Annotated in this window: 15 protein-coding genes; 11 read left to right on the forward strand and 4 right to left on the reverse strand. The window is 66.2% G+C overall.

The annotated features are described in order from the left end of the window. Positions 1-156: 156 nt before the first annotated feature. Entirely contained in the window at positions 157-840 is a 684-nt protein-coding gene (locus tag K8V11_RS04760) for an enoyl-CoA hydratase/isomerase family protein (protein ID WP_303911288.1), read from the forward strand. A 149-nt stretch (positions 841-989) separates the two neighbouring features. On the opposite strand, the gene K8V11_RS04765 is transcribed toward K8V11_RS04760, so the two are convergent. Continuing rightward, positions 990-1,325 carry an Lsr2 family protein gene (locus K8V11_RS04765; RefSeq protein WP_303911290.1) on the reverse strand — a complete coding sequence of 112 codons (336 nt, stop codon included), beginning with the start codon at positions 1,323-1,325 and terminating at the stop codon, positions 990-992. A 285-nt stretch (positions 1,326-1,610) separates the two neighbouring features. On the opposite strand from K8V11_RS04765, the gene K8V11_RS04770 reads away from it, so the two are divergent. The 6 genes from K8V11_RS04770 to K8V11_RS04795 all read left to right on the forward strand — a co-directional run bounded on the left by K8V11_RS04770 (position 1,611) and on the right by K8V11_RS04795 (position 11,094). After that, positions 1,611-2,093 carry a MarR family winged helix-turn-helix transcriptional regulator gene (locus K8V11_RS04770; RefSeq protein WP_303911291.1) on the forward strand — a complete coding sequence of 161 codons (483 nt, stop codon included), beginning with the start codon at positions 1,611-1,613 and terminating at the stop codon, positions 2,091-2,093. Positions 2,094-2,143: 50 nt separating this feature from the next. Next, on the forward strand, positions 2,144-3,409 hold the full coding sequence (locus K8V11_RS04775) for an MFS transporter (protein WP_303911292.1): 1,266 nt from the start codon (positions 2,144-2,146) through the stop codon (positions 3,407-3,409). 90 nt (positions 3,410-3,499) lie between these two features. After that, on the forward strand, positions 3,500-4,036 hold the full coding sequence (locus K8V11_RS04780; RefSeq protein ID WP_303911293.1) for a glutathione peroxidase: 537 nt from the start codon (positions 3,500-3,502) through the stop codon (positions 4,034-4,036). 65 nt (positions 4,037-4,101) lie between these two features. Next, positions 4,102-9,615: a hypothetical protein gene (locus tag K8V11_RS04785; RefSeq protein WP_303911294.1), complete on the forward strand. Its 5,514-nt coding sequence runs from the start codon at positions 4,102-4,104 to the stop codon at positions 9,613-9,615. A gap of 128 nt (positions 9,616-9,743) precedes the next feature. Beyond that, positions 9,744-9,965: a hypothetical protein gene (locus K8V11_RS04790; RefSeq protein ID WP_303911295.1), complete on the forward strand. Its 222-nt coding sequence runs from the start codon at positions 9,744-9,746 to the stop codon at positions 9,963-9,965. 91 nt (positions 9,966-10,056) lie between these two features. After that, positions 10,057-11,094 (forward strand): hypothetical protein, encoded by a 1,038-nt coding sequence (locus K8V11_RS04795; RefSeq protein ID WP_303911296.1) that lies wholly within the window; start codon positions 10,057-10,059, stop codon positions 11,092-11,094. Here the strand turns inward: K8V11_RS04795 and K8V11_RS04800 are convergent. Further along, on the reverse strand, positions 11,091-11,864 hold the full coding sequence (locus tag K8V11_RS04800; RefSeq protein ID WP_303911297.1) for a tyrosine-protein phosphatase: 774 nt from the start codon (positions 11,862-11,864) through the stop codon (positions 11,091-11,093). The two genes, K8V11_RS04795 and K8V11_RS04800, sit on opposite strands and share 4 nt — an antisense overlap. 233 nt (positions 11,865-12,097) lie before the next feature. Between K8V11_RS04800 and ppc the strand changes: the two genes are divergently transcribed. Beyond that, the gene (ppc, locus tag K8V11_RS04805; protein ID WP_303911313.1) at positions 12,098-14,854 is read left to right on the forward strand and encodes a phosphoenolpyruvate carboxylase; all 2,757 of its coding nucleotides are present in this window, start codon (positions 12,098-12,100) and stop codon (positions 14,852-14,854) included. A 313-nt stretch (positions 14,855-15,167) separates the two neighbouring features. Here ppc and K8V11_RS04810 read toward each other — a convergent pair whose 3' ends face one another. Then, positions 15,168-16,307: a hypothetical protein gene (locus K8V11_RS04810; protein ID WP_303911298.1), complete on the reverse strand. Its 1,140-nt coding sequence runs from the start codon at positions 16,305-16,307 to the stop codon at positions 15,168-15,170. A 282-nt stretch (positions 16,308-16,589) separates the two neighbouring features. On the opposite strand from K8V11_RS04810, the gene K8V11_RS04815 reads away from it, so the two are divergent. Then, positions 16,590-17,606, forward strand: a complete 1,017-nt coding sequence (locus K8V11_RS04815; RefSeq protein WP_303911299.1) for an NADP-dependent oxidoreductase — start codon at positions 16,590-16,592, stop codon at positions 17,604-17,606. Positions 17,607-17,682: 76 nt separating this feature from the next. On the opposite strand, the gene K8V11_RS04820 is transcribed toward K8V11_RS04815, so the two are convergent. Beyond that, complete coding sequence (locus K8V11_RS04820; protein WP_303911300.1) at positions 17,683-19,107, reverse strand: phosphatase PAP2 family protein; 1,425 nt, start codon at positions 19,105-19,107, stop codon at positions 17,683-17,685. 269 nt (positions 19,108-19,376) lie between these two features. On the opposite strand from K8V11_RS04820, the gene K8V11_RS04825 reads away from it, so the two are divergent. Together K8V11_RS04825 and K8V11_RS04830 are read left to right on the forward strand one after the other, a co-directional pair. Then, positions 19,377-20,327, forward strand: a complete 951-nt coding sequence (locus tag K8V11_RS04825) for a hypothetical protein (protein ID WP_303911302.1) — start codon at positions 19,377-19,379, stop codon at positions 20,325-20,327. Further along, on the forward strand, positions 20,314-21,102 hold the full coding sequence (locus K8V11_RS04830; RefSeq protein ID WP_303911304.1) for a hypothetical protein: 789 nt from the start codon (positions 20,314-20,316) through the stop codon (positions 21,100-21,102). Before K8V11_RS04825 ends, K8V11_RS04830 begins: the two co-directional genes overlap by 14 nt. Position 21,103 lies beyond the last annotated feature (1 nt).

Here is a 21,103-nt window from a genome sequence, read left to right on the forward strand (position 1 = left end):
CGCGCATTCGCTCGGAGGCTTCCTCGAGGATTCCGCGGCGGAGGGCATCGTCATAGGCAACATTTCGGGACACGCCGCACAGCGTATGACGTCGTTACGACGCCGTCGGTCAGCCACGCCGGGAAGTGCCCGGAGTTCGGTTCTAGACTGGGCATCATGCCTCAACTCGAAAAGATCGACGACGTCTATCTGCTCCGCTTCTCCCAACCCGACGACCCCGAGCAGGCCCCGGACAACGTGTTCTCCCGGGATTTCCTCGACGAGCTCGAGGGCTGCCTCGACGAACTCGAGACCACGAGCGGCCCCGCGGCGCTCGTCACCACCGGTGCCGGGAAGTTCTACTCCAACGGTCTGGATGTCGAGTACGCGTGGGGCACCGAGGGCGCCCTCGCGCCGTATATCGATCGGGTCCACGAAGTCTTCGCCCGTTTTATCGAGTTGCCGATGACGACGGTCGCCGCGATCAACGGGCATGCCTTCGGCGCGGGTGCGATGCTCACCCTGTGCCACGACGTCCGCCTCATGCGCGACGACCGCGGCTTCTGGTGCCTCCCGGAGGTCGCACGCTCGATGCCGTTCCCGCCCGGCATGCATTCGCTTGTCACCTCGGCGCTTCCGCCGCAGACCTCGCGCCTTGCCATGTTCACCTCGCACCGCTTCGGAGCGAAGGACGCCCAGGCTGCCGGAATCGTCGACGGTGTCGCGACCGAGTCCGCCCTCGTGGACGAGTGCGTGAAGCGCGCCGCGCCGGCCACCGCCATCGCCGGCGACAACCTCAAGGGCGTGCGCACCACGTGGTTCGCGGACACCCTCGTCGCTCTACGTACGCCGATGGTCTAGGAGGCGCGAAAGGACGCCGAAGGCCCGCACGACTCAGAGCGCCCGAGCAACGCAGAAGGGGTGGGCACCGTCTGGTGCCCACCCCTTTTGCTCGTCGCGAGGATTTCTTGACGCCGTAAACCTCGCCTCGCTCAGCGCCGCTACGGGACCTAGTGCGCCTCGGCGAAGGCCCGGAGGATATCGGCGGGGATACGGCCGCGATCAGAAACGTTGTACCCGTTCTCTCGCGCCCAATCGCGTACTGCCTTCGAGTCCGTTCCCTTTTCGGCGCGCGTTTTTCCGCCGCCACGGCGGGAAGACGTGCTCACCTTTTGCGCATTGCGTACGTACGGATCCAAGACGCCATAAAACTCATCGGCGTGTTCTTTGGAAAGGTCGATACTGTAATCGGTGCCATTGAGTCCGAAGTAGATGGTCACACCCTCGTCGCCGAGCGCCTTTCCATCAAGGTCGTCAATCAGCTCGATATTGATCTGGCGTGCCATGGGTTGACCCCCGAAATTTCTGTCGTTTCTTGCATGGGATTCGTGGGGTGAACATTAACCCCTGTCGAATTCATTATGCACAAATTGCGTTATCGGCCGCTGAATGTCAAATCAGTTGTCGATAATCCACCCTTTCTCCGGTTGTTTTGAATTATCGATTTAAGTAATTCATGGCACACCGCAATATAAAAGAAACGCATTTCTTACCCTTCTAACATCCAGGCGCACACCGGGAGACAGCAGTCGGGTTTCACATACATAAGCAATCTATGTATTATGACCGACGTGACTTACCCCCGTTCCACGCTCCAGGAGATTGCCATCGACCTCACGGTCGTGGCCGCGCGGTTCAGCCGCTTCCAGCGGCAGAACTCGCCGAATGACACGACCGCGGCGACCTGGCGTGCGCTGTCGTTGCTCGAGCAATTTGGCACCCTTCGGGTCACCGAGTTCGCGAGGCTCGACCGACTCTCGCAACCTGCCGCAACAGCGGTGCTGCGCAGAATCATCGCCGACGGGCTCGCCGAATCGGCATCGGACTCGGCCGATAAGCGCGCGAAACGCGTGCAGCTCACCGACAAAGGGCGCCAATTCCTCGCGGATCTTCGCACCGATGCCGGCGACCGATTGATTCCGCTATTCGAGCAGCTGTCGGACGAGGAAATAGCGGCGCTGGAAGTCACGAATAGGACCATCTCGCGAATGATTCGCGCGGAGGCAGCGGAGGACGAAGACGGTCGCAGCGAAAACGGACCTCCGACGTCATAAATGATTCTTCACGAATTACGAAAGACGAACGACAAGAAGAGGCGGACACAATGAGCGAAATCGACACTGAAGAACAAGCGAGCCCCGGTGGGCTCCTCAAGCAGCCTCGCGCGGTGTGGGCTGTCGCATTCGCGGCGACGATCGCATTTATGGGCATCGGGTTGGTCGATCCGATCCTCCCGGAGATCAGCAAATCCCTCGAGGCCTCGCCGAGCCAGGCGATGCTTCTGTTCACCAGTTACCTGTTCATCACCGGTATCTGCATGTTTTTCACCAGCTGGGTGTCGAGCCGGATCGGCGCGAAGAACACGCTGCTCATCGGCATCGGTCTCGTCATCATCTTCGCCGCACTGTGCGGGCTGTCCAATGACGTGAACGCGATCATCGGGCTGCGCGGCGGCTGGGGGCTGGGCAACGCGCTCTTCGTCTCCACTGCGCTCGCGGCGATCATCTCCGCTGCCACAGGCGGGGTGTCCGGCGCGATCATCCTCTACGAGGCGGCGCTCGGACTCGGCCTCGCCGTCGGCCCGCTGCTTGGCGGCCTGCTCGGCGAGATCTCGTGGCGCGGACCGTTCTTCGGCACGGCGGCGCTCATGACCATCGGATTCATCGGCATCATCGTGATGCTGCCCAAGGTGCCGAAGCCCGAGCATAAGGTGCATCTGCTCGAGCCGTTCGCGGCGCTGCGCAATCCGACGCTTGCCGCGCTCAGCATCATCGCGGTGCTCTACAACTTCGCCTTCTTCTCCCTCCTCGCCTACAGCCCCTTCCCCATCCACGACGCCGCCACCGAGGCGGGCATGAACTTCGGCGCGCTCCAACTGGGCTTCGTATTCTTCGGTTGGGGCCTGGCGGTGGCGCTGACGTCGGTCTTCCTCGCGCCCCGCTTGATCGAGGCATTCGGCCTGCTGCGCACGATGCTTGGCACGATGGCCGTCTTCGCGATCACGCTCGCCGCAATGGCGCTGGTCATCTCGAGCCTCCCCGGACTCATCGTCGGCGTTATCGTCGGCGGCGGTTGCCTCGGCGTGCTCAACACGGCGCTCACGGAGACGTCCATGAACGCGACGAATCTCCCGCGCGCGGTCGCGAGCTCGACGTACTCCGGCGTGCGGTTCATGGGCGGCGCGTTCGCCGCCTGGCTCGCCGGCGAGATCGCGGACTGGGTGGGCGCGCCCGCCCCGTACTGGACCGCCGCGGTGGTTCTCGTTCTCGCGATCGCCCTGCTGTTCGGCACCCGAGGCCTCTTCGCCCACCTCGAACACCACGAGGAAAAGGTGTCGGACCCGACTCGCAAGGGTGTCCCCGCCCGCTAGAGGCCTGGGGCGTGCACGCATTTGCGTGCACTATGGGTAGTACGTAGTACGCAGTATGCGGACACGCAATCGATCCCGAGGAGGCCCATCATGGCGCAGGCAGATCCCAAGCAGGCGACGTCCCTATTCGAATTCGAGGCCGACACGCTCACCGGCGGAACCCTGGAACTCGGCGACTACACCGGGCAGGTCGTTCTCGTGGTCAACACCGCCTCCAAGTGCGGGTTCACCCCGCAGTTCGAGGGCCTGCAGAAGCTCTATAGCGAACTTGGCGATCAGGGCTTCACGGTCCTCGGTTTCCCCAGCGGGCAATTCCGGCAGGAGCACGACGACGCCGAGAAGATCGGAGCGGCGTGCACGCGTAACTACGGCGTGGACTTTCCCATGTTCGCCAAGACCGACGTCAACGGTTCCGGCGCGCACCCGGTCTTCACGTGGCTCAAGGCGCAGCAGCCCGGAAAGATCGGTGCGCTCCTCGGGGGCCGCGCCGGCTCCGCCGAGATCAAATGGAATTTCACCAAATTCCTCGTCGGCCGCGACGGAAACGTCATCGCGCGGTACGCCCCGGCTACCAAACCGGAGGCGATTCGGGAAGATATCGAACGCGCCCTCGCGGAGAAGAGCTAGAGAAATTGCGAGTTGACTGCAGGTCAATTTAACGCTGCTGGTCGGATCAGACTAAAGTCGGAGCGATGTCCAAGGTTGAGAGCACCGAGCGGGCCGATTCAGCGACTCTCTGGCACGACATTATTCCTTCAGTCGCGACTCTTCGCCCTCGTCACAGCGACATTCGCGTCGCTCCCGGCGAGCAACCCGTCGAGCTGACAAGCCCGGAGACCACGCTCGACACCGCGCTCTCCCTCATCCCGCACCTGCGTGACGAGCGAAGCACACTGCGCACATTGTTTCCGCAGCTGCCCGCGGACATAGAGATCATCATCCCGAGTCCGGCCGCGAAATCCGAGACCGCCGCTCCTCCCGCTCCCACGGTTGTCTCGCTTGGTGACGTCGCCGATCTCTCCCCCTCGAAGGCCGCCGCGGCGAGCGGCGTTCCCAATGCGCGCCTGCTCGGCGCGCTCGTCCAGTCGGCGATCCTCCACGGCGTTCCGCAGCCCACCCCGCAGTCGGTCTATGCGCGCCGGATCACCGGCTGGCTTCACGGCCTCGCCCCACTCGAGGCGTACCTCCTCCACCAGGCGATCCTCGGGAACCGCGTGCCGCGCGCTCTGCGCGTGCAGACCTCCGGCCTCGCCGGGCTCTCGCGCGCGGAACAGCTGCGCACCTCGTTCGGCACGCTCCTCGCGGCGGACACCGAGCTGGCCGCGCTGTTCGACGTCATATATAACGAGCTGAATCCGCTCGCATCCAGCGCGCGCAGCTTCCACCGCGTCCCGGAGCTGGCCGAGGAGCTGCTCGCCGGGGAGCACTGGGGCCTCCCGCGCGGGACTCGCGTGTCGCTTGGCAAGCTGGTCGGCGCGCTGCACACCGAGCTCGACGCGGCCGACGGTTGGCTGTTGATCAGCAAGGCCAAGAAGGGCGCCCCCAGGGAGCACTGGACGGTCGAGTCGCTGCGCGAGACGCAACGCTCGATGTTGCAGCAGCTGCTGCGCACCGGCAGCGCCGCGCCGGAGGAACTGCGCGATCAGCTCGCCAAGGCGCGGGTGCCTCTGCCGCATGCCGACGACATCGACGCGTGGCGCGAATTCTGCGGGCTCGAGGTCGTCGACGGCTCGATGCGCGTCCTCGATGAACCCACGGACGACGACACCGTCAACGAGAACCGCGCGATGGTGGCCGCGGCATTCGCGAAGGACCCCGGTTCCGTTCTCAAAGCCAACGCCCCCGTGCTGGGAACCTCGGTCTTCCCGTCGGTCGCGGCGCCGAACGGGGAAACGAGCGAGCAGATTCGCCGCGCCGCCGCATCGCCGCTGGCCGCGGCGTTCGGGGAGGACACATTCGCCTCGCTGCAGGAGATCTCGATGCTCACGGGCGTCGATTTCGACTCGATCATGGCCGAGCTCGGCCACGGAACCGAACCGCTCGCGGCCCTGGAATCGCTGGGCATCCCCGCCGCCGCCCTCCTCGACGAACTCGACGAACTACTGACCGGACCGCGCTCTGCGCAGAAGGCGATCCTCATGTTGTGGGCCGTGAACCGCGCCCGCGGTGGCGGCGGCGCGCCCGCCCATTTCTCCGAAGCCAAATACGAGCTGACCGGCGCGATGCTCCGCCACCCGGCGACCTTCACCGACCCCGACCCGGCCGAATCCTGGCGCCTCGTGCTCGGGAGCAGCTGGTGGCACAGCCCCCGCTGGGAAAAGGAGTTCCCCGGGCACACGCCATCCACCGACGAGGTACGCCGCTTCAACTACGTCGCCGAACTCGGCCAGAACGTGCACCGCGCGATGGAATCGGCCGCGTTCCGTGCGCAGGCCGACGCCCGCATCGCCGCGACGCTGGCGCAGGCACCCGCGCAGGACGTGAGCGCCGCCGTCATCCAGAAGACGAGCGAACGCACCGCGGCGCGGCTCGACTCCGACGATTCCGCCGAAACTCCGAAAACGCTGCTCGAGTGGGAGCACATGCTCACGGCGCGGCTCGAGGGCGCGACGCTCATCGTCGACGCGGACCTGCGCCCGGAGGAGCTCACCCCGCTGTGTGCGGAGCTCGGTGCCCGCATCGGCGACCTGCCCGCCGACCCGCAGACCTACGCCGATTTCGTCAAGCGCTACCCGGCGGCGACGCTGTCGGCGGTCGTGGGGATCGCCTCGCTCAACGCCTACAGGGGTCTCTACATCGTCGACGATCCGATGCGGGACGTCTACCACGGGCTCGTGCCCACCATCGGCGAGGCGCTCGGGCTCTTCGAGTCCGAGGACTCCCCCGGTTCCTACGGCATGATGCAGGAGGGGCTCGAGGCCGAGTTCGCGCAGGCGCTTCGCGACCTCGATCTCGCCGAGTTCGTCGACCTGCACACGCACCATCTCGCGGACCTCATCGTTGCCCACGCGGGGCTGCCGGTGTCGGCGATGGGCACGATCGTCGATGCGCTCACCGCGTTCACGACCTCGGTCCCCCACCGCACGATGCACGACGTGTACCAGTGGCTTCTGGACCCGAGCCAACGCGAGTTCTTCGGCACGCTTCCCTCAGGGACACAGCTGCTGTTCCAGCAGGCGCCGACGCTGTCGGCACGGATGCTCAATCAGGCGGTCGACCTCGTCGAGGCCTACCCGTGTGCGGATTCCGCCCATGACGTCGGAGTAGGCGATCCCGACGACGCCGCGCTCTCGACGCTCGTCGACGTGGACTCCCTGCCGACGATGATTCGCGAGGGCCTGCTCGACGCCCTGCGCACCCAGGCCGCCGAGGCCGGCTCGGCACCGACGCGAACCACCGCCAGCCGCCGCGCCGCCGACCGTATGCAGCGCCCGTACCTGTGGCTCGACGGCACCGACGCGGTGTGCGTCGCGCTGCCGCCGGTGTCCAAATGCGCGGACGAGCCGTGGATCGTGTCCACCGGGGACGATGTGACCCCGGTCCGTCCGCGGCGCTCGCTGCGCGATGACGAGACCCAGACCTCGCTGCTGCGCAAGCCGGCGCGGCGCGTCGCCGTCATCCACCCGAGCTTCCACACGACGGTTGAACTCCGCCTGTTCACCACCGATTTCCCGGTCGCGCTGTTCCTGCCCGATGGCAAGCAGATCCCGACCTCGGCGATGGTCCCGCAGGGCGAGGTTTTCGCGCTCGTCCCGCCCGGTCACGAGCCGACGACCGACAAGTCCGGCGCGCCCCAGGTGCTCGAAACCCTCGACACCCCCGAGGGCTGGGGCCAATGGACTCTACAGCTGTGGAACCTCGACGGACTCGACAAGGTCGTCGTCCAGGACGCGGCCGGGGTCGCGCACGAAATCCGCGTCGGCAACCACGAGCTGCCCGCGCTCTGGGACACCGAGGACGAGCCGATCGAGTCGCTCACCGGCGTGGAGAGCGAGGACGGACTGCCGGTGCTCGCCGCGCGCCCGTGGCTCGACGTCCCGCCGCTGCCCGCCGGTACGCGTCCGTGGACGGTCCACATCCGCCGCTCGGGCACTGCGGAATGGCATACCGTCGGCACCTACGCCCCAGAGTCCGAGCACGAGGGCTACCCGCTTTTCGACGACGCCGTCCTTTCGTTCTTCGGCCTGTCCGAATCCGAGCCGATCCTCGGCGGATTCGACATCCGCGTCGACGGGCCCGAGCACGCCCGCGTGGACCTGCGCATCTTCCTCGCCGAGGGTTTCTACGCCCACTTCCCCGAATCGCCGCGGCTCCCCGGGCCGGATGGCGCCTCCCGCGCCGTCGCAGAGCTCAGCAGCGAGCCTGTCGACGGCGAAACGGGAGAGGGCGCGTCGGAAGCGGCCCTGTCGGTCTCCGCGGACACGCTGGAATTCGGCCCGACGACCAGGCGCCTGCGGGTGCAGGTCGCCTCCGGATCCCACGCCGAGACGCTCGTCATCCGGCCGCCTCGCCTGCGTTTCCGCATGTCGAGCAAGGGGATGGCGCCTGCGTGGTCCGATCAGTGCATCTCCCGCTCGCCGTTCGATTTCGAGCACTCGACGCTCGTGGTCCGCGATCCGTACGCGACCCTGCGCATCTCGCTGCTCCTCGTCGACGACAACGGCCGCACCGCTCAGCGCGCGGATTTCGATCGCGACATGGACGGCACCTTCCGCATCGACGCCGGCCGTTTCGCCGAACGCGCCCGACTCATTCGCCGCGGCGAGCTCCGGGCGCAGGTCATCGACCCTGACGCCGAGGGAACCCGCCATTTCAAGCGGACCGTTCCGCTTGTGCGCTTCGACGCGGTCACCGAGCAGAACATCACCCTCGACGGAAAGAACTTCCGGGTCACGGGAGCGGCGGAGGTCGACGACGTCGTGTGCCGCGTCTGGCAGCTCGAAAGGCCGTGGCTGCCGGCGATCTCGATCCCGGTCAACGATGGCTTCGCGCCGATGCCCTCCTCCCTCGAGGGGGCCGGCCGGCTCCGCGTGGACGTGGCCGTGGAGGATCCGTGGGACCCGGTCCCCGCCGGTCCACTCCCCCACCGCGGCACGACGTCGCTGCAGACTGCCTCCCGCTTTTCCAACACGGGCCTCGGCCTGCTCTCGCAGTTTCTCGCCGGGCGCGGCGCGGCGAGCTTCGTCCCCCACGGGGTGCCCGAGTCGTGGAACGCCTGGGCGCTGCTCTCCCAGAACCTGCACCCCTCGACCGACCGCCCGCAGCGCCTCGAGCTCGCCGCGCACCTGCGGCAGTCCCCGCGCGCCGAGCTTGTCGGGCTCGACCGTTCGCTGTTGCCGTCCTCGCAGAAGCTCGCCGCGTTCATTTCCTCGGGCCTGGTCAACGAGCCGGTCGGGCCGGCCGAGCCGATGGGCGATCCCTGGGACCGTGCCGCCGCTGGCGCGCGCCGGTCGGTGTCGATCCCGGGCCGCACCCGCGAGGCGTGGATCGACCTGTTCATCTCCATCGCGACCGTCGAGCAGCTTCCCCGCGAGAGCCGGGCACTGGTCACCAGCCACCTGCGGGAGGTCGGCGGCGACTCGCTGTTCAACGTTCTCGCCTTCGGCGAGGATCCCCTGCAGGATTCGGTGCGCCTCGGGCTTCCCGAGGTCCAGGCGGCAATGGACCCCACCCTGCGCAACATGCTGCTGTCCCGGCCGACCATCCCCGGTCCGCTGCTCGACGCGTCGTCGCGCTGGGAGGGTCTGCTGTCGCTGCTGCGCACCGAGCAGTCCTTCAACGCAGGCTACGTGCGCGACCAGTTCGAGCGGATGCTCGGCAAGTACGAATCGCTGCGCCGCTTCCGGCCGCTGTACCGCCTCATCACCGAGCGCATCAAGGCACTTCCCGCGACGGTCGAGGTCGACACCCGCCGTTCCGGGACGCGCCGGTCCAAGAAGGGCTCCCGCGCTCGCGGCGCGCAGGGTAATTCGGCGCAGGCCGTCGAGCTGCCGATGTGGGCCAATATCCCGCAGCTGACGTTCTCTCTGGCCCTGCTCGCCCGTGGCCACGCCTACGGCTATTTCAAGACCGGGCTCGACCAGGATCTGCTCGACCTGTGGGCACGTCTGGTCTCCCAGGCGCCACAGCAGATCGTCATCGACCTCGTGCTCGCCGAGGCCCACATCGCCCACATCCGCATGGGAGGATCGACCTTCCTGCCCTGAGCCGGTCCTTCCCCCAGTCGCCCGCGCTCACGCGCGCGGCGCACACACGCATAAATTTATGACGTCGGGGGAGCCGGCCCGCGCCCTGCCGACGTCGTCATAGGTGTACCCGTAGCGGAAGGACACCCATGGCCGACACTCCCCCGTCCGGCGGCTCCATGTATGCCGACTATCCGCAGATCCGCGCGGCCGTACGCGGAATCTCCGGCGCCGGTGGTTCGCTCGGCGGGGTCAGGTCCGTGGGCGCCGGCTACATAGTCGACGGCCTCTGGGCCAGCGCGCTGGGGAAGGCGAGCCTCGACGCCGACATTCCCTGTCCGACTACGCGATGCTGCTCTCCACACGGCTGAAGGCCTGTGCCTCCGCCGCGCAGTCGACGGTCGACGAGCTCGTGCTCACCGACACCGAATTCGCCACGCTCCTGCGAGAAACGCTCCCCGAATGAGCCCTGCCGCCGGCAATCCGACCCTCGCCGACCTCGTCTCGTGGACCCCGGTCAGCCTGCGCGACGAGGCCACGGCCCTCGACAGCTCCCTCGAGAACATCGCCATCGCCCGCGAGGGCCTCGCCTCCACACTCGAAACCCTGCCCGCTGTGTGGACCGGCATTTCGGCCGATGCGGTGCGTAACGCGATAGTTCGTGAACGTCGTTATGTCGACGTGCTCGAAAAAGTATTTCTTAAGTTACGACGCTGCTACAACGATGCCTACCAGGATGTTTCCGTTTCCCACGACACTTTTATGACGGTGCTTTCCGGCATCTTGTCCGACGGCTTTTCCGTCGATCACGGGCAATCCGCGACCGGGCCGATAACGGTGTCGACGGTGGCCGCCGCGCGCTCGGATTCGGGCGCCGACGGCGCCCGGCTCGCCGCCGCGGAGCGCGCCGCCGAGTCGATCGCGCGCGCCGCGGCAGCCGTGCTCGATGCCGACAGCCGGCACGCCGAAGCCATCGCCACTCTCGTCGCCGAGTCGGATGCCGACTCGGCGCGGCCGCCTGCCGCCAACCCGGAGTCGTTGGCAACGGCGAAGGACGAAAAACACCTCACCCCACACCGCTACGGATCGAACGGATTATTGGGTCCGACGGCGACCCAACTCGCGGTCAATGGGCTTGCGCTCGCCCCCTATGCCGGAGGCTCGATCCTCGTCGGCGACCTCATGTTGGACATGGCGGAAAACAGGGCCCCGCTCGGCGAGGCTCTGGTGGATGCGTTCGGGGCGAAGCTGTCCGGGCGGGTGGGAAAAACTCTGGGCTCGGGTCTCTATCTGGCCGGGGCCGAGAAGGCGGGCTACGCGGTGGGCGAGGTCTTCGGACCGGAAATGGTCGGCGGAGGGATCGATGCCGTGCTCGATGCGACGGTCGGCACAGCCGGGCGCAGCATCGACGAGCGCTGGGGCACCCAGTTCTTCGGCCCGCACACCAATGAACAGCTCACGCGGCGGGCGCTGCGTGACCAGGAAGAATACGGAGGCTAGTCGCTCTCGTGTCCGAGCAGCGTGGCGTGCAGCCGGTCGACCTCATCGGCGCTTATTCCCACGCCGTCGATGAGGTATTTGCGGGCCGAGCCAAATTCGGCATCGATCGCCTCCAGGGACGCGATGATGTATTCGTCACGTGCATGGAGCAGCTCGATCAGAGTGTCCGCACGCTCCGGCGCGTGCTCGCGGAACATTGCAGCCAAATCTGCGACCCACGCCTCCGAACGGCGGTTGGTCTCCAGATAGTCCGCAAGAATGTCCTCGCGCCCGGCACCTGCGAGAAGCTGCAGCACCGCAGACACGAACCCGGTGCGGTCCTTCCCCACCGTGCAATGCACGACGACCGGACCAGCCGAGGCGATCACCGCCTCGAACGCCGGGCGAAGCCGCTCCCGGAATCCGGCGTCGACCACGAACGAGCGGTACACGCGAAGCATTTCCGACCGCGCTTTCTCCGGGGTCGCCTCTTCGTCATACCCGACGATGGTCGCCGCCGAGCTGGACTCCCCGAGCACGTCGACGTGCACGTAGTCCGCGCCGATGACGTCGTGGTCCGGATTCTTTTCCACCTCTTCGGGCCTGCGCAGATCGACGATCGTGCGGAGACCGATCCGCGCCAGCGCCTCTGCGTCCGCGTCGGATGGGGCGACGATGTTGGCGCGGAAGAAGTACCCGCGCCGCATGGGTCCGTCCGGCGTCTCGTACCCGGGCCCGGCTACGTCGCGGAAGTTGTGCATCGACTCAAGATGCAGATCGTCTACCGCCATCGAATTCCTCCGCCCCTGGACAAGCCCGCCAACGTTCTCTTCCACCCTGCCACGCTGATCCTCGCCGCGGGCGCCGCCCCGCAGATCCACCTAGGGTTGGGTTCATGACTTCCGTAGACAATGGCTCCAACGCATCCGGCGAGAATGGCGACACGCAGAAATCCGACCCGCTGGCTTCGGTGATCTCCGCGGAAGTCGAACGCAACGACCCCCTGTCGCAGGCGGTCCAGCCCATGCGCGACGACGTGCGCTTCCTCGGCGGGGTTCTCGGCGATACCGTCCGCGAGCAGGCGGGCGAAGAGGTTTTCGACCTGGTCGAATCCGCGCGGCAGACCGCGTTCGCGGTGCGCCGCTCCGAGGTCGACCGCGGCGCCACCTTCGACGTGCTCTCCGATATCTCCCCGCAGCACGCGATCGACGTGATCCGCGCGTTCTCCCTGTTCGCGCTACTGGCGAACATCGCCGAAGACCTGCACGCCGAGCGCCGCCGGGCCTTCCACATCTCCAACGGCGAACCGCCGCGGGACGGGGATCTCGCTCGCACGTGGGAGAAGATCGAGGATTCCGGGGATTCCGAGGCCGGCTGGGCCGCGCTTCGCCGCACGGCCCGCGTGGTTCCCGTGCTCACCGCCCACCCCACCGAAACCCGGCGTCGTTCGGTTTTCCACATCACCCGCCGCATCACCGCGCTCATGCGCGAGCGCGACAAGCTCGACGACGGTAGCGCCGAGCGCGCCGACATCGAGCTCGATATCCGCCGCCAGGTTCTCCTGCTGTGGGACACGGCGATCATCCGCTCGCAGCGCCCCCGCATCGAGGACGAAATCCTCACAGGACTGCAGTATCACGAGGCCACTCTCATCGACGTGATCCCCAAGCTGAACAGGGAGATCGCCGATCGCCTCGACACCGAACGCGCCGTGGTCCGGCCCGGCTCGTGGATCGGCGGCGACCGCGACGGCAACCCGTACGTCACGGGCGAGGTCGTGGGCTTTGCGACCTCACGCGCCGCCGCCGTCATCCAGAATTATTACGACGAGCAGCTGCGACTTCTCGAGAACGAGCTGAGCCTGTCGGGCCGGCTGGTCGAGGTGTCGGATGATCTCATCGCGCTGGCGGACGACCTGGTCTCGCGCGGCGACGACGAGGCGGCGCGGCGCGACGTGCCCTACCGCCGCGCCGTACGTTCGGTGCGCCGCAAGCTCGCCGCGCGCGCCGCGGCGCACACCATTGCCGGCGTCCGCGTCCCGGTCGACCACATGGGCCGGGCCATCGGCTCGGACTCCGATCCCGCGTACGAACGGCCCGAGGATATGCAGGCGGACCTGCAGGTTATCGCCGATTCGCTCAACACGGTGGGCGCCGGAATCGTCGCAGATTCGCGCCTGTCGACGCTGCAGTGGGCGCTGCGCACGTTCGGATTCCACCTGCAGGCGCTCGATATGCGGCAGAACTCGGACACCCACGAGGAGGTGCTCGCCGAGCTGTTCGCGGTCGCCGGCGTCACCGACGACTACGCCTCGCTCGACGAGGCCGAGCGCGTCGAGGTGCTGCTGCGGGAGCTGTCCTATGACCGGCCGCTGTTGGGGGCGCGCGCGGAGCTGTCCGAGCAAACCGAGAAGGAGCTCGAGGTGCTGCGCGCTGCGGCCCGCGCCGTCGACGCGTTCGGCGAAGGCGTGATCCCGCACTACATCGTCTCGATGTGCCAGTCGGTGTCGGACCTGCTCGAGCCGGCGATCCTGCTCAAGGAGGTCGGGCTGCTGCGCGGCGCCCCGGACGCGCCGCGCTCGGAGGTGCGTCTCATCCCGCTGCTCGAGACTATCGAGGACCTCGCCGCGGGCGCCGATATCCTGCGCGACTACCTTGCGCACGAGCCGATGCGGAAGCTCGTCGCCTCGCAGGGGAACCTGCAGGAGATCATGCTCGGCTACTCCGATTCCAATAAGGACGGCGGCTACCTCGCCGCGAACTGGTCGCTCTACCAGGGCGAACTGGAGCTCGTCGCGCTCGGCGAGGAGCTCGGCGTGGACCTGCGCTTCTTCCACGGACGTGGCGGCTCGGTGGGCCGCGGCGGCGGCAATTCGTACGAGGCGATCCTGTCGCAGCCGCCGGGCGCGGTGCGCGGGGCGCTGCGTATCACCGAGCAGGGTGAGGTCCTCTCGGCGAAGTATTCCGAGCCGGGCCGGGCGCGCCGCAACCTCGAGGCGCTCGTCGCCGCCACCATCGAATCGTCCGTGCTCAACGTCGAGGGCCTCGGCGACAAGGCGGAGGCGGCGTACGACGTCATGGCCGATCTGTCGCGCCGGGGTCGCGAGGCTTATGGCTCCCTGGTCCACGAGGACCCGGGGTTCATCGAGTACTTCACCACGTCGACGCCGCTGTCGGAGATCGGCGAGCTCAACATCGGCTCGCGCCCCACCTCCCGCAAGCAGACGAACAGCGTCGAGGACCTGCGCGCCATCCCCTGGGTGCTGTCGTGGTCGCAGTCGCGCGTGATGCTGCCGGGCTGGTTCGGCATGGGCACCGCGCTGTCGGATTGGCTGGATGACGGCGGACCCGGCAGCGCCCCCGGCGACCGCTCCGCTCGCCTCGCGCAGCTGCGGGAGCTTAATGCGACGTGGCCGTTCTTCCGGACGACCATGTCGAATATGGCGCAGGTGATGGCGAAGGCGGATATGGGCCTGGCCGGCCAATACGCCTCGCTGGTGGCGGATGAATCGACGCGCGAGCGGGTGTTCTCGCGGATCTTGTCGGAGTTCGAACTGACCCGCGACGTGCTGCTCGAGATCACCGAGCAGTCCTCGCTGCTCGACGACAACCCGGCGCTCGCGCGATCCGTGCGCAACCGGTTCCCGTACCTGGAGCCGCTCAACGTGCTGCAGGTCGAGCTGCTGCGGCGCTTCCGCGCGGGCGACGACGATCCGCTCATCCGCACCGGGATTCAGCTGACGATGAACGGGCTCGCGACGGCGCTGCGCAACACCGGATAGCCGGGGGCTGGGGCGCTTTCCGCCGCGGGGCGGCCCGCTCGGCCCTCCCACGCGGGGATTTCAGGCGCCTTACGCCTTCCCGGGCAACAACCACCGCGAAACGGTACGAAATCGCTCGTTCTGCGACGATTTTCGTGCACTTTCGTGGTGTTTCTATGCCGGAAGTGAACCAGGTTCGGCTCTCACCCCGATCATCCGCCGAAGCCCACGCAAATCTCGTTGGCCAGGTAATTTCACGTATCTGGCGAAACTTGCGTGGGCTTGGCGGCTTGGGACGCAGGAATATCTGCGGGCCGGGGCCGCGGGGCCCCGATCATCCGCCGACAACGAGCCTCTCGATCTCGTCGGACAGCGCATCCCCGTCGTTCGCGCCCGGGGTGAGCACGAGCTTCCGGTCGCGAGCGCCGGCGTCGTCGGTCCACGTCGACGTGCCGAACTCTCCGAAGGTCGCGTGGCCCGGGACCTCCGCGAACTGCGTGCCCGTGCCGCGCGCCAGGTAATACAACGCAAGCTCGTCGTAGGCCGGATTGTTCTTCGCGCGGCCCGGGTGCACGATCTCGGAAAGCGCGTTGTTCTCCGCGTAGGCCATGCGCACCGGATGATCGGCGGACAGCGCCGTATAGGCATCGCCGGTGGGCACCTTCCAGCCCTGCTCGTTGCCGAGGATCGTCTTGGGCACCGACAGACGGTCGAGCTGGGCGAACACGTCCTGGGTCAGGCCCGGGTAGAAGCCGAGTGCGTTGTATTCGAAGCCGCCTCCGTTGCTCGTCACCGCGTGGAGCGCGGCCGTGGTGATGCCGTACCCGTTCGGCGGATCGTTGAGATACGACGTGCGATAAAAGTCCAGGTCGGCCGGCGATATCGGTTCGCCGAACGCGCCGATCATCATCACCATCTTCTTCGTCTTCGCCTCCAGCAGCTGGGCGCCGCTGAGAGGGGAAATCTCGTCTGGCCCCGACGCCAGCAGAGCCTTGATATTAAACAGCTGGCCCTGGGTAAAGATGGTCACGCTGTTGTCGGGTTCGGCGGCGAGAAGCTCCCGGTAGAGCTTGGTGCTACTCGGAGTCTGCGCGGGAGTGAGCGTGTCGTGGGCCGAGAAGCGGGAGGCGATGCTCCTGCTCGCCGGGTAGAGCTGGTGGACGAACTCGGAGGAGGGCACGACGAACCGGTTGTACCGCTCGTCGCTCGGATCCTTGAACATGCTGATGGGAATGTCATGGCCGTGGCGGTCGTTCATGATGTCGAGCACGGCGATGTTGCTGGCCTCGGGCAGCGTCGACATGAAGCCGAGCAACTCGATTTCGCCGGCGTCGTGCAGGTTGTGCGCCATCGCGAGGTTCGCGAAATCGCACGGGTCGGGGCCGAGGTCGCCGTCGAAGATCACGCGCGGCGGCGAGGTCGGTTCGCCCTGCGCGAGTGCGGCCGGGGCAAAGGTAAGGCCGAGCGCCGTCATCGCCAACACTGCATAGGAGCGAAGCAAACGTGGTCGGTGGCCAGCCGCATTGTCTGCTGCCGGCGAACCTCCGCCCGCTGTCGACCGGATAGTGCTGAAAAACATTTCCGCCACATGCCCACGGAGTATGGCCCAGTGTCGGCCCGCGCATGGTCAGGTTTCCAGTTTCGCGGCGGCAGGAGCCGAATGCCGCGCGCCGCCGAGAGGACTACGGTGGTGGCACCCGCGCCGCCGGGGAAACACCCCGCGCGGCGCGCACACGTTAACGAATTAGGAGACACCTTGTCGTACACCGCCAATGCCATTCACCTGGCCGAGCGTCCCACCGGATACCCGGACGCCTCGACGTGGGAACTCAAGTCCAAGGAGCTGCCGGAGCTTGAGGACGGACAGCTCCTCGTCGCCACCGAGTACATTTCCGTCGATCCCGCGATGCGCGGCTGGCTCGATGACACGCCGTCTTACGTCCCGCCGGTCAATGTCGGCGCGGTAATGCGCGCGCTCGCCGTCGGTCGCGTGGTCGAATCGAAGAACGACGACTTCCCGGTCGGCGCGCACGTGCACGGCACGCTGGGTGTGCGCGACTACCTCGTCACCGACGGCAAGGACCTGCGGGTTATCGACACCTCGCAGGTGTCGGGCCCGGAGCATCTCGCCGCGCTCGGCCTCACCGGCCTGACCGCCTACTTCGGCCTGATGGAACTCGGCAAGCCCACCGAAGGCGAGACGGTTCTCGTGTCCGGCGCGGCCGGCGCGGTTGGCTCGGTCGTCGGGCAGCTCGCGAAGATCGCCGGCGCGCGCGTCATCGGCATCGCCGGTTCGGACGAGAAGTGCGAGTGGCTCACCGACGAGCTCGGCTTCGACGAGGCGGTCAACTACAAAACCGCCGACTCGTTGACGAAGGCCATCGCGACCGCGGCGCCGAATGGCGTCGACGTGTTCTTCGACAACGTCGGCGGCCGCATCCTCGACGCCGCGCTCGCGAATACCGCCCGCAACGCGCGGCTGGTCATCTGCGGCGCGATCTCCGATTACAACTCGACCGATCGCGCGGGGATCCGCAACTACCCGCGCATCATCACCCATTCGCTCACGATCCATGGCTTCACGATCGGCGACTTCGGCGACCGCCTTCCCGAGGGCATGAAGGCGCTCGGCGGATACCTGGCCGAGGGCAAGCTCGTCTCCCGCATCGATGCCCGTGACGCCGAGGTCAAGGACTTTCCGGAGGTCTTCAGCGCGCTGTTCGAGGGAACCAACACCGGCAAGCTGATCATGGCGCTTCCCGGCCGCGAGTAAACATTGGCGGAAAAGTGAAAGTGGCGGCACCCGATCGGGTGCCGCCACTTTTGCTTTCGCGTCTGGACTGCGCTGTCTAGATTCCCGCGAGCTGCAGGGCCGAGCCGGTCGCGGTGTTGAAGGTCGCGAGGCTGCCGCCGAGGTTGACGCCACCCTCCTTGACCACCTCGGGAGCGCCATTGCCCGGCTCTACCTTTGTCACGTTGCCGACCGCGTCGACCGTGACCTTCGAGCTCAGTGCAGCCGCGAGGTTGATGCGTTGCCAGCCCTCGGAGCTCGCGTCGAGCGGGGCGCCCGAATCGATTTCCGTTGCCGCGAGCACGGCCTGGCGCTGCTGGTCATCGAGCTCCGGGAACGCCGTGACGAGAAGCTTCTCCGCATTCTCGGGCACGCGAGGGGCCGCGCCCTGCGCCGTCACTGGCGAAAAGCCGTAGGACATGCGCGCGGTGTAGGCCTGGATGGCGGACGCGCGGTCCGTGACCGGCGCCGTCGCGACGGGATCGGTGAACGGGTTGGTGTAGCCGCCGGCGTCGTTCGCGCCCGTGGCGTCGATGCAGGCGGAAAGGGTGTCGCCGAGACCATCGTCGGCGCAGCGGCCGGTGAGGTAGTCGACGAGCTCCTCGCGCGCGGGCTCGACCGTGTTCTCGAGGTAGCCGTCGCCGGCCAGCGCGGTGGCGGTGTTGATGTGGGAGGAGATGCGCCCGCCCATCACGTCGAGCGGATAGTGCACGCCGAGCACGATGCGGTTGTTGCCCGCCTCCGAGGAGCGCGTGACGATCTCAGGACCGAGCTCGGGCAGCAGCGTCGCGAGCTGCAGCCCGATGCCAAAGGCATACGCCGTGTGTCCGGACGGGAATGCCTGGTTGAGGCCGGTCACGCCCTTGGGGCCGACGCCGGAGAACACGTCGTACTCCGCCGAGTGCGGCTCACCGTTATCCGGCCGCACGCCCTGGTCGGGGATGCGCCGGATGTCGAGCTGGGGGCTCAGAGTCTGGAAATCGTTCTCTCCGTTCCGGCTGCGATCGCCGAAGCCGCCCTTGTCCTTATCGGAGGTGAGCATGAACGGGCGCGGGTAGTTGAAGTCGGTCTTCGCGGAGCCGTTCGACGAGTTGTCTTCGGCGGATTCCATCGCGGCGACCGTTTTCGGCAGCGAGCCGTCCTCGACGCCTCCGATGAAGTACTCGCCGAGCTTCGGCCCGAGAGCATCGCGAAGCGTCTCCGTCCAGATCATGTCCGCGTCCTCGAGGGCGCGCAGCGACTGCACGGGATCGGCCGCGCCGGCGTGGTTGATGCCCTGGACGAACTCGTCGTTGTGCCCGAGCACCGCGGCACCGGCGTCGGTGACGTCCCCCTTGAATCCCGTCGCGCGCACCGTCGACTCGTCCGTGGAGTCGTACTTTGCGGGAGCCCACCAGTCGAAGAACTGGCCGAGCATCTCGGTGCGGTTCGGTCCGGGAGGAGCCTCGGCGGAGGCGACACCGGCCCCCGAGGCAAGAGTCATTATGGCGACGCCGGCGACAACTGCACGGCGTCCGAACGGACGTAGAGAGGTCATTTGGGGAACCACTTTTCACGATGAGAATCTGTACCAACTGGTTGCGCGACCGCCCGACAATTTTGCAGACGGCAACGCAAAGAACAGGTTTCACCCCGGAAGAAAATCTGGGGTTCGGAACTCGTGAAATGCGCGTGAATTTCGCGCGGACAAAAAGAACTACCCAAGAGTGAAGAGCACCCACGCGGGAGCGCGTCATCCATAAGCTAAGGACCGTGCCCGAAATTTTTCGCGTGGAGAACCTCGACACCTGGATACGAGGCGAGGTCGAGTCGGCCGGCGCCACGGAGAAACGATGGTTTCGCGATCCTTCATCGGACGGTGGTCGTTGGTTGTTCAAGCCGCACACCTTCAAGGAGCTCAAACTCTCCAAAGAACGAGTTGCCAAAGGTGACGCTCCGGACTTCTTACGGTGCGGCGAGCACTGGGCTGAAAAGATATCCTTCGAAATTGCCGAGCTTCTTGCCGTGCCGTCTGCGGTCACCCGTCTCGCAAAAGTCCACCATCACACGTCTGGCGAGCTGCTCACAGGATCAATGAGTCTGGATTTCGCCCCTAGCAATTGGGAATTCGCGCCAGGCGCTACGATCCTCAGTTCGCTGGATCCCGAATTCGACACCGACAAATGCATAGGGCACACGTTGGAGGCGGTTCACCAAAGTTTGAGGGACCTGGGCGGACCGCCAGACTCTGCATACAGTGAGTGGCAAGCCTTCGATGTCTGGGCCGGTTATTTGTTGTTGGACGCCCTCATCGCCAATACAGATCGGCACGCCCACAATTGGGCGATACTCCAGCGGCCGAACGACGGCAGAGAGTTTCTTGCCCCCTCGTTTGATCATGGGTCGTCCCTAGGCAGCAAACTTGACGACAGTTTTCGAGCGCCTAGGACAGACCGAAGTGCTGCCGCCGCATGGTGCGAAAAGGGCAATACCCGCAAGTTTGACGGCGGAGCGCGCAATAGTCTCGTCTATCTCGCCGAACGCGGTCTGTCGATGTGTTCGGAAGATTCCCGCAAGTATTGGGTTGAGAGGCTCAACAGCCTAGATTTAGGGCAGGCCACAGCAGTTGTTGATTCGGTCCCTGATTTGTCGGAATCAACGAGTACGTTCATAAAGAACGTACTCGAAGTGAATCTTAGGAGGTTACGTCATGCTCTCGATTGAGCCCTTTTCAACGACGGCCTCCACCGGCGTCGGGGCGCGACTTTCACGTCTTCTCGTCACGCGTCGCGATGCGCGGGACATGACGTACCGGGCTCTTGGGTTCTTAGACCGAGTCTTCGACGAGAGTAACCACGCGTCGTACCAATTCTCGTACTTGACACAACTGCGAGACGAAGAGTCCTTTGTTCCGCTCATCGGCTTTCGCGACCGCTCCCGGGTGTACACCTCCCCGCGGATGTTCCCAACGTTTGCGGAGCGAATTATTGGTGCCGAACGACCGGATCGAACGGAGTATTTGGAAGCGCTAGGACTTTCGGAAGACGCGGAGCCATGGGAGATCCTTACGTCGTCCGGTGGACATCGTGATGGCGACCCGATCGAGTTGATTCCGGTGCCGACGATTGATCAGCAATCAATGCAATCGACATCCCTTTTCCTCGTTCACGGCATCAGGCACATGTCCGAAGCTGCGAACAGCAGGATTGAACAGCTGTTACCGGGCACTGCCCTTGAGCTTCGACACGATCCCCAGAACAAGTTCAATTCCCGAACTATCGATGTAATGGACGGCGAGCTCAAGCTGGGGTACGTGCCTGTGCCCCTGCTCGACCATGCTCATTCAGTTCTGAACGGGTCCGGCTACGAGCTCGAGGTCGTAGCAGCGAATTCCGCAGAGGCGCACCCGCACCTACGCTTGCTGGTTCGGCTCACGGGAAAGCCCACGGAATACGTATTTGACCGGCCGGAATGGGCCACGCCTCACCGCGAAACCTAAC

Source organism: Dietzia timorensis (genome assembly GCF_020742175.1).
GTDB classification, from domain to species: domain Bacteria; phylum Actinomycetota; class Actinomycetes; order Mycobacteriales; family Mycobacteriaceae; genus Dietzia; species Dietzia timorensis_A.

Coding starts and splice junctions, on each gene's coding strand:
- K8V11_RS04760 (WP_303911288.1), top strand. CDS start 157: ATGCCTCAACTCGAAAAGATCGACGACGTCTATCTGCTCCGCTTCTCC.
- K8V11_RS04765 (WP_303911290.1), bottom strand. CDS start 1,325: ATGGCACGCCAGATCAATATCGAGCTGATTGACGACCTTGATGGAAAG.
- K8V11_RS04775 (WP_303911292.1), top strand. CDS start 2,144: ATGAGCGAAATCGACACTGAAGAACAAGCGAGCCCCGGTGGGCTCCTC.
- K8V11_RS04780 (WP_303911293.1), top strand. CDS start 3,500: ATGGCGCAGGCAGATCCCAAGCAGGCGACGTCCCTATTCGAATTCGAG.
- K8V11_RS04785 (WP_303911294.1), top strand. CDS start 4,102: ATGTCCAAGGTTGAGAGCACCGAGCGGGCCGATTCAGCGACTCTCTGG.
- K8V11_RS04790 (WP_303911295.1), top strand. CDS start 9,744: ATGGCCGACACTCCCCCGTCCGGCGGCTCCATGTATGCCGACTATCCG.
- K8V11_RS04795 (WP_303911296.1), top strand. CDS start 10,057: ATGAGCCCTGCCGCCGGCAATCCGACCCTCGCCGACCTCGTCTCGTGG.
- K8V11_RS04800 (WP_303911297.1), bottom strand. CDS start 11,864: ATGGCGGTAGACGATCTGCATCTTGAGTCGATGCACAACTTCCGCGAC.
- ppc (WP_303911313.1), top strand. CDS start 12,098: ATGCGCGACGACGTGCGCTTCCTCGGCGGGGTTCTCGGCGATACCGTC.
- K8V11_RS04810 (WP_303911298.1), bottom strand. CDS start 16,307: ATGACGGCGCTCGGCCTTACCTTTGCCCCGGCCGCACTCGCGCAGGGC.
- K8V11_RS04820 (WP_303911300.1), bottom strand. CDS start 19,107: ATGACTCTTGCCTCGGGGGCCGGTGTCGCCTCCGCCGAGGCTCCTCCC.
- K8V11_RS04830 (WP_303911304.1), top strand. CDS start 20,314: ATGCTCTCGATTGAGCCCTTTTCAACGACGGCCTCCACCGGCGTCGGG.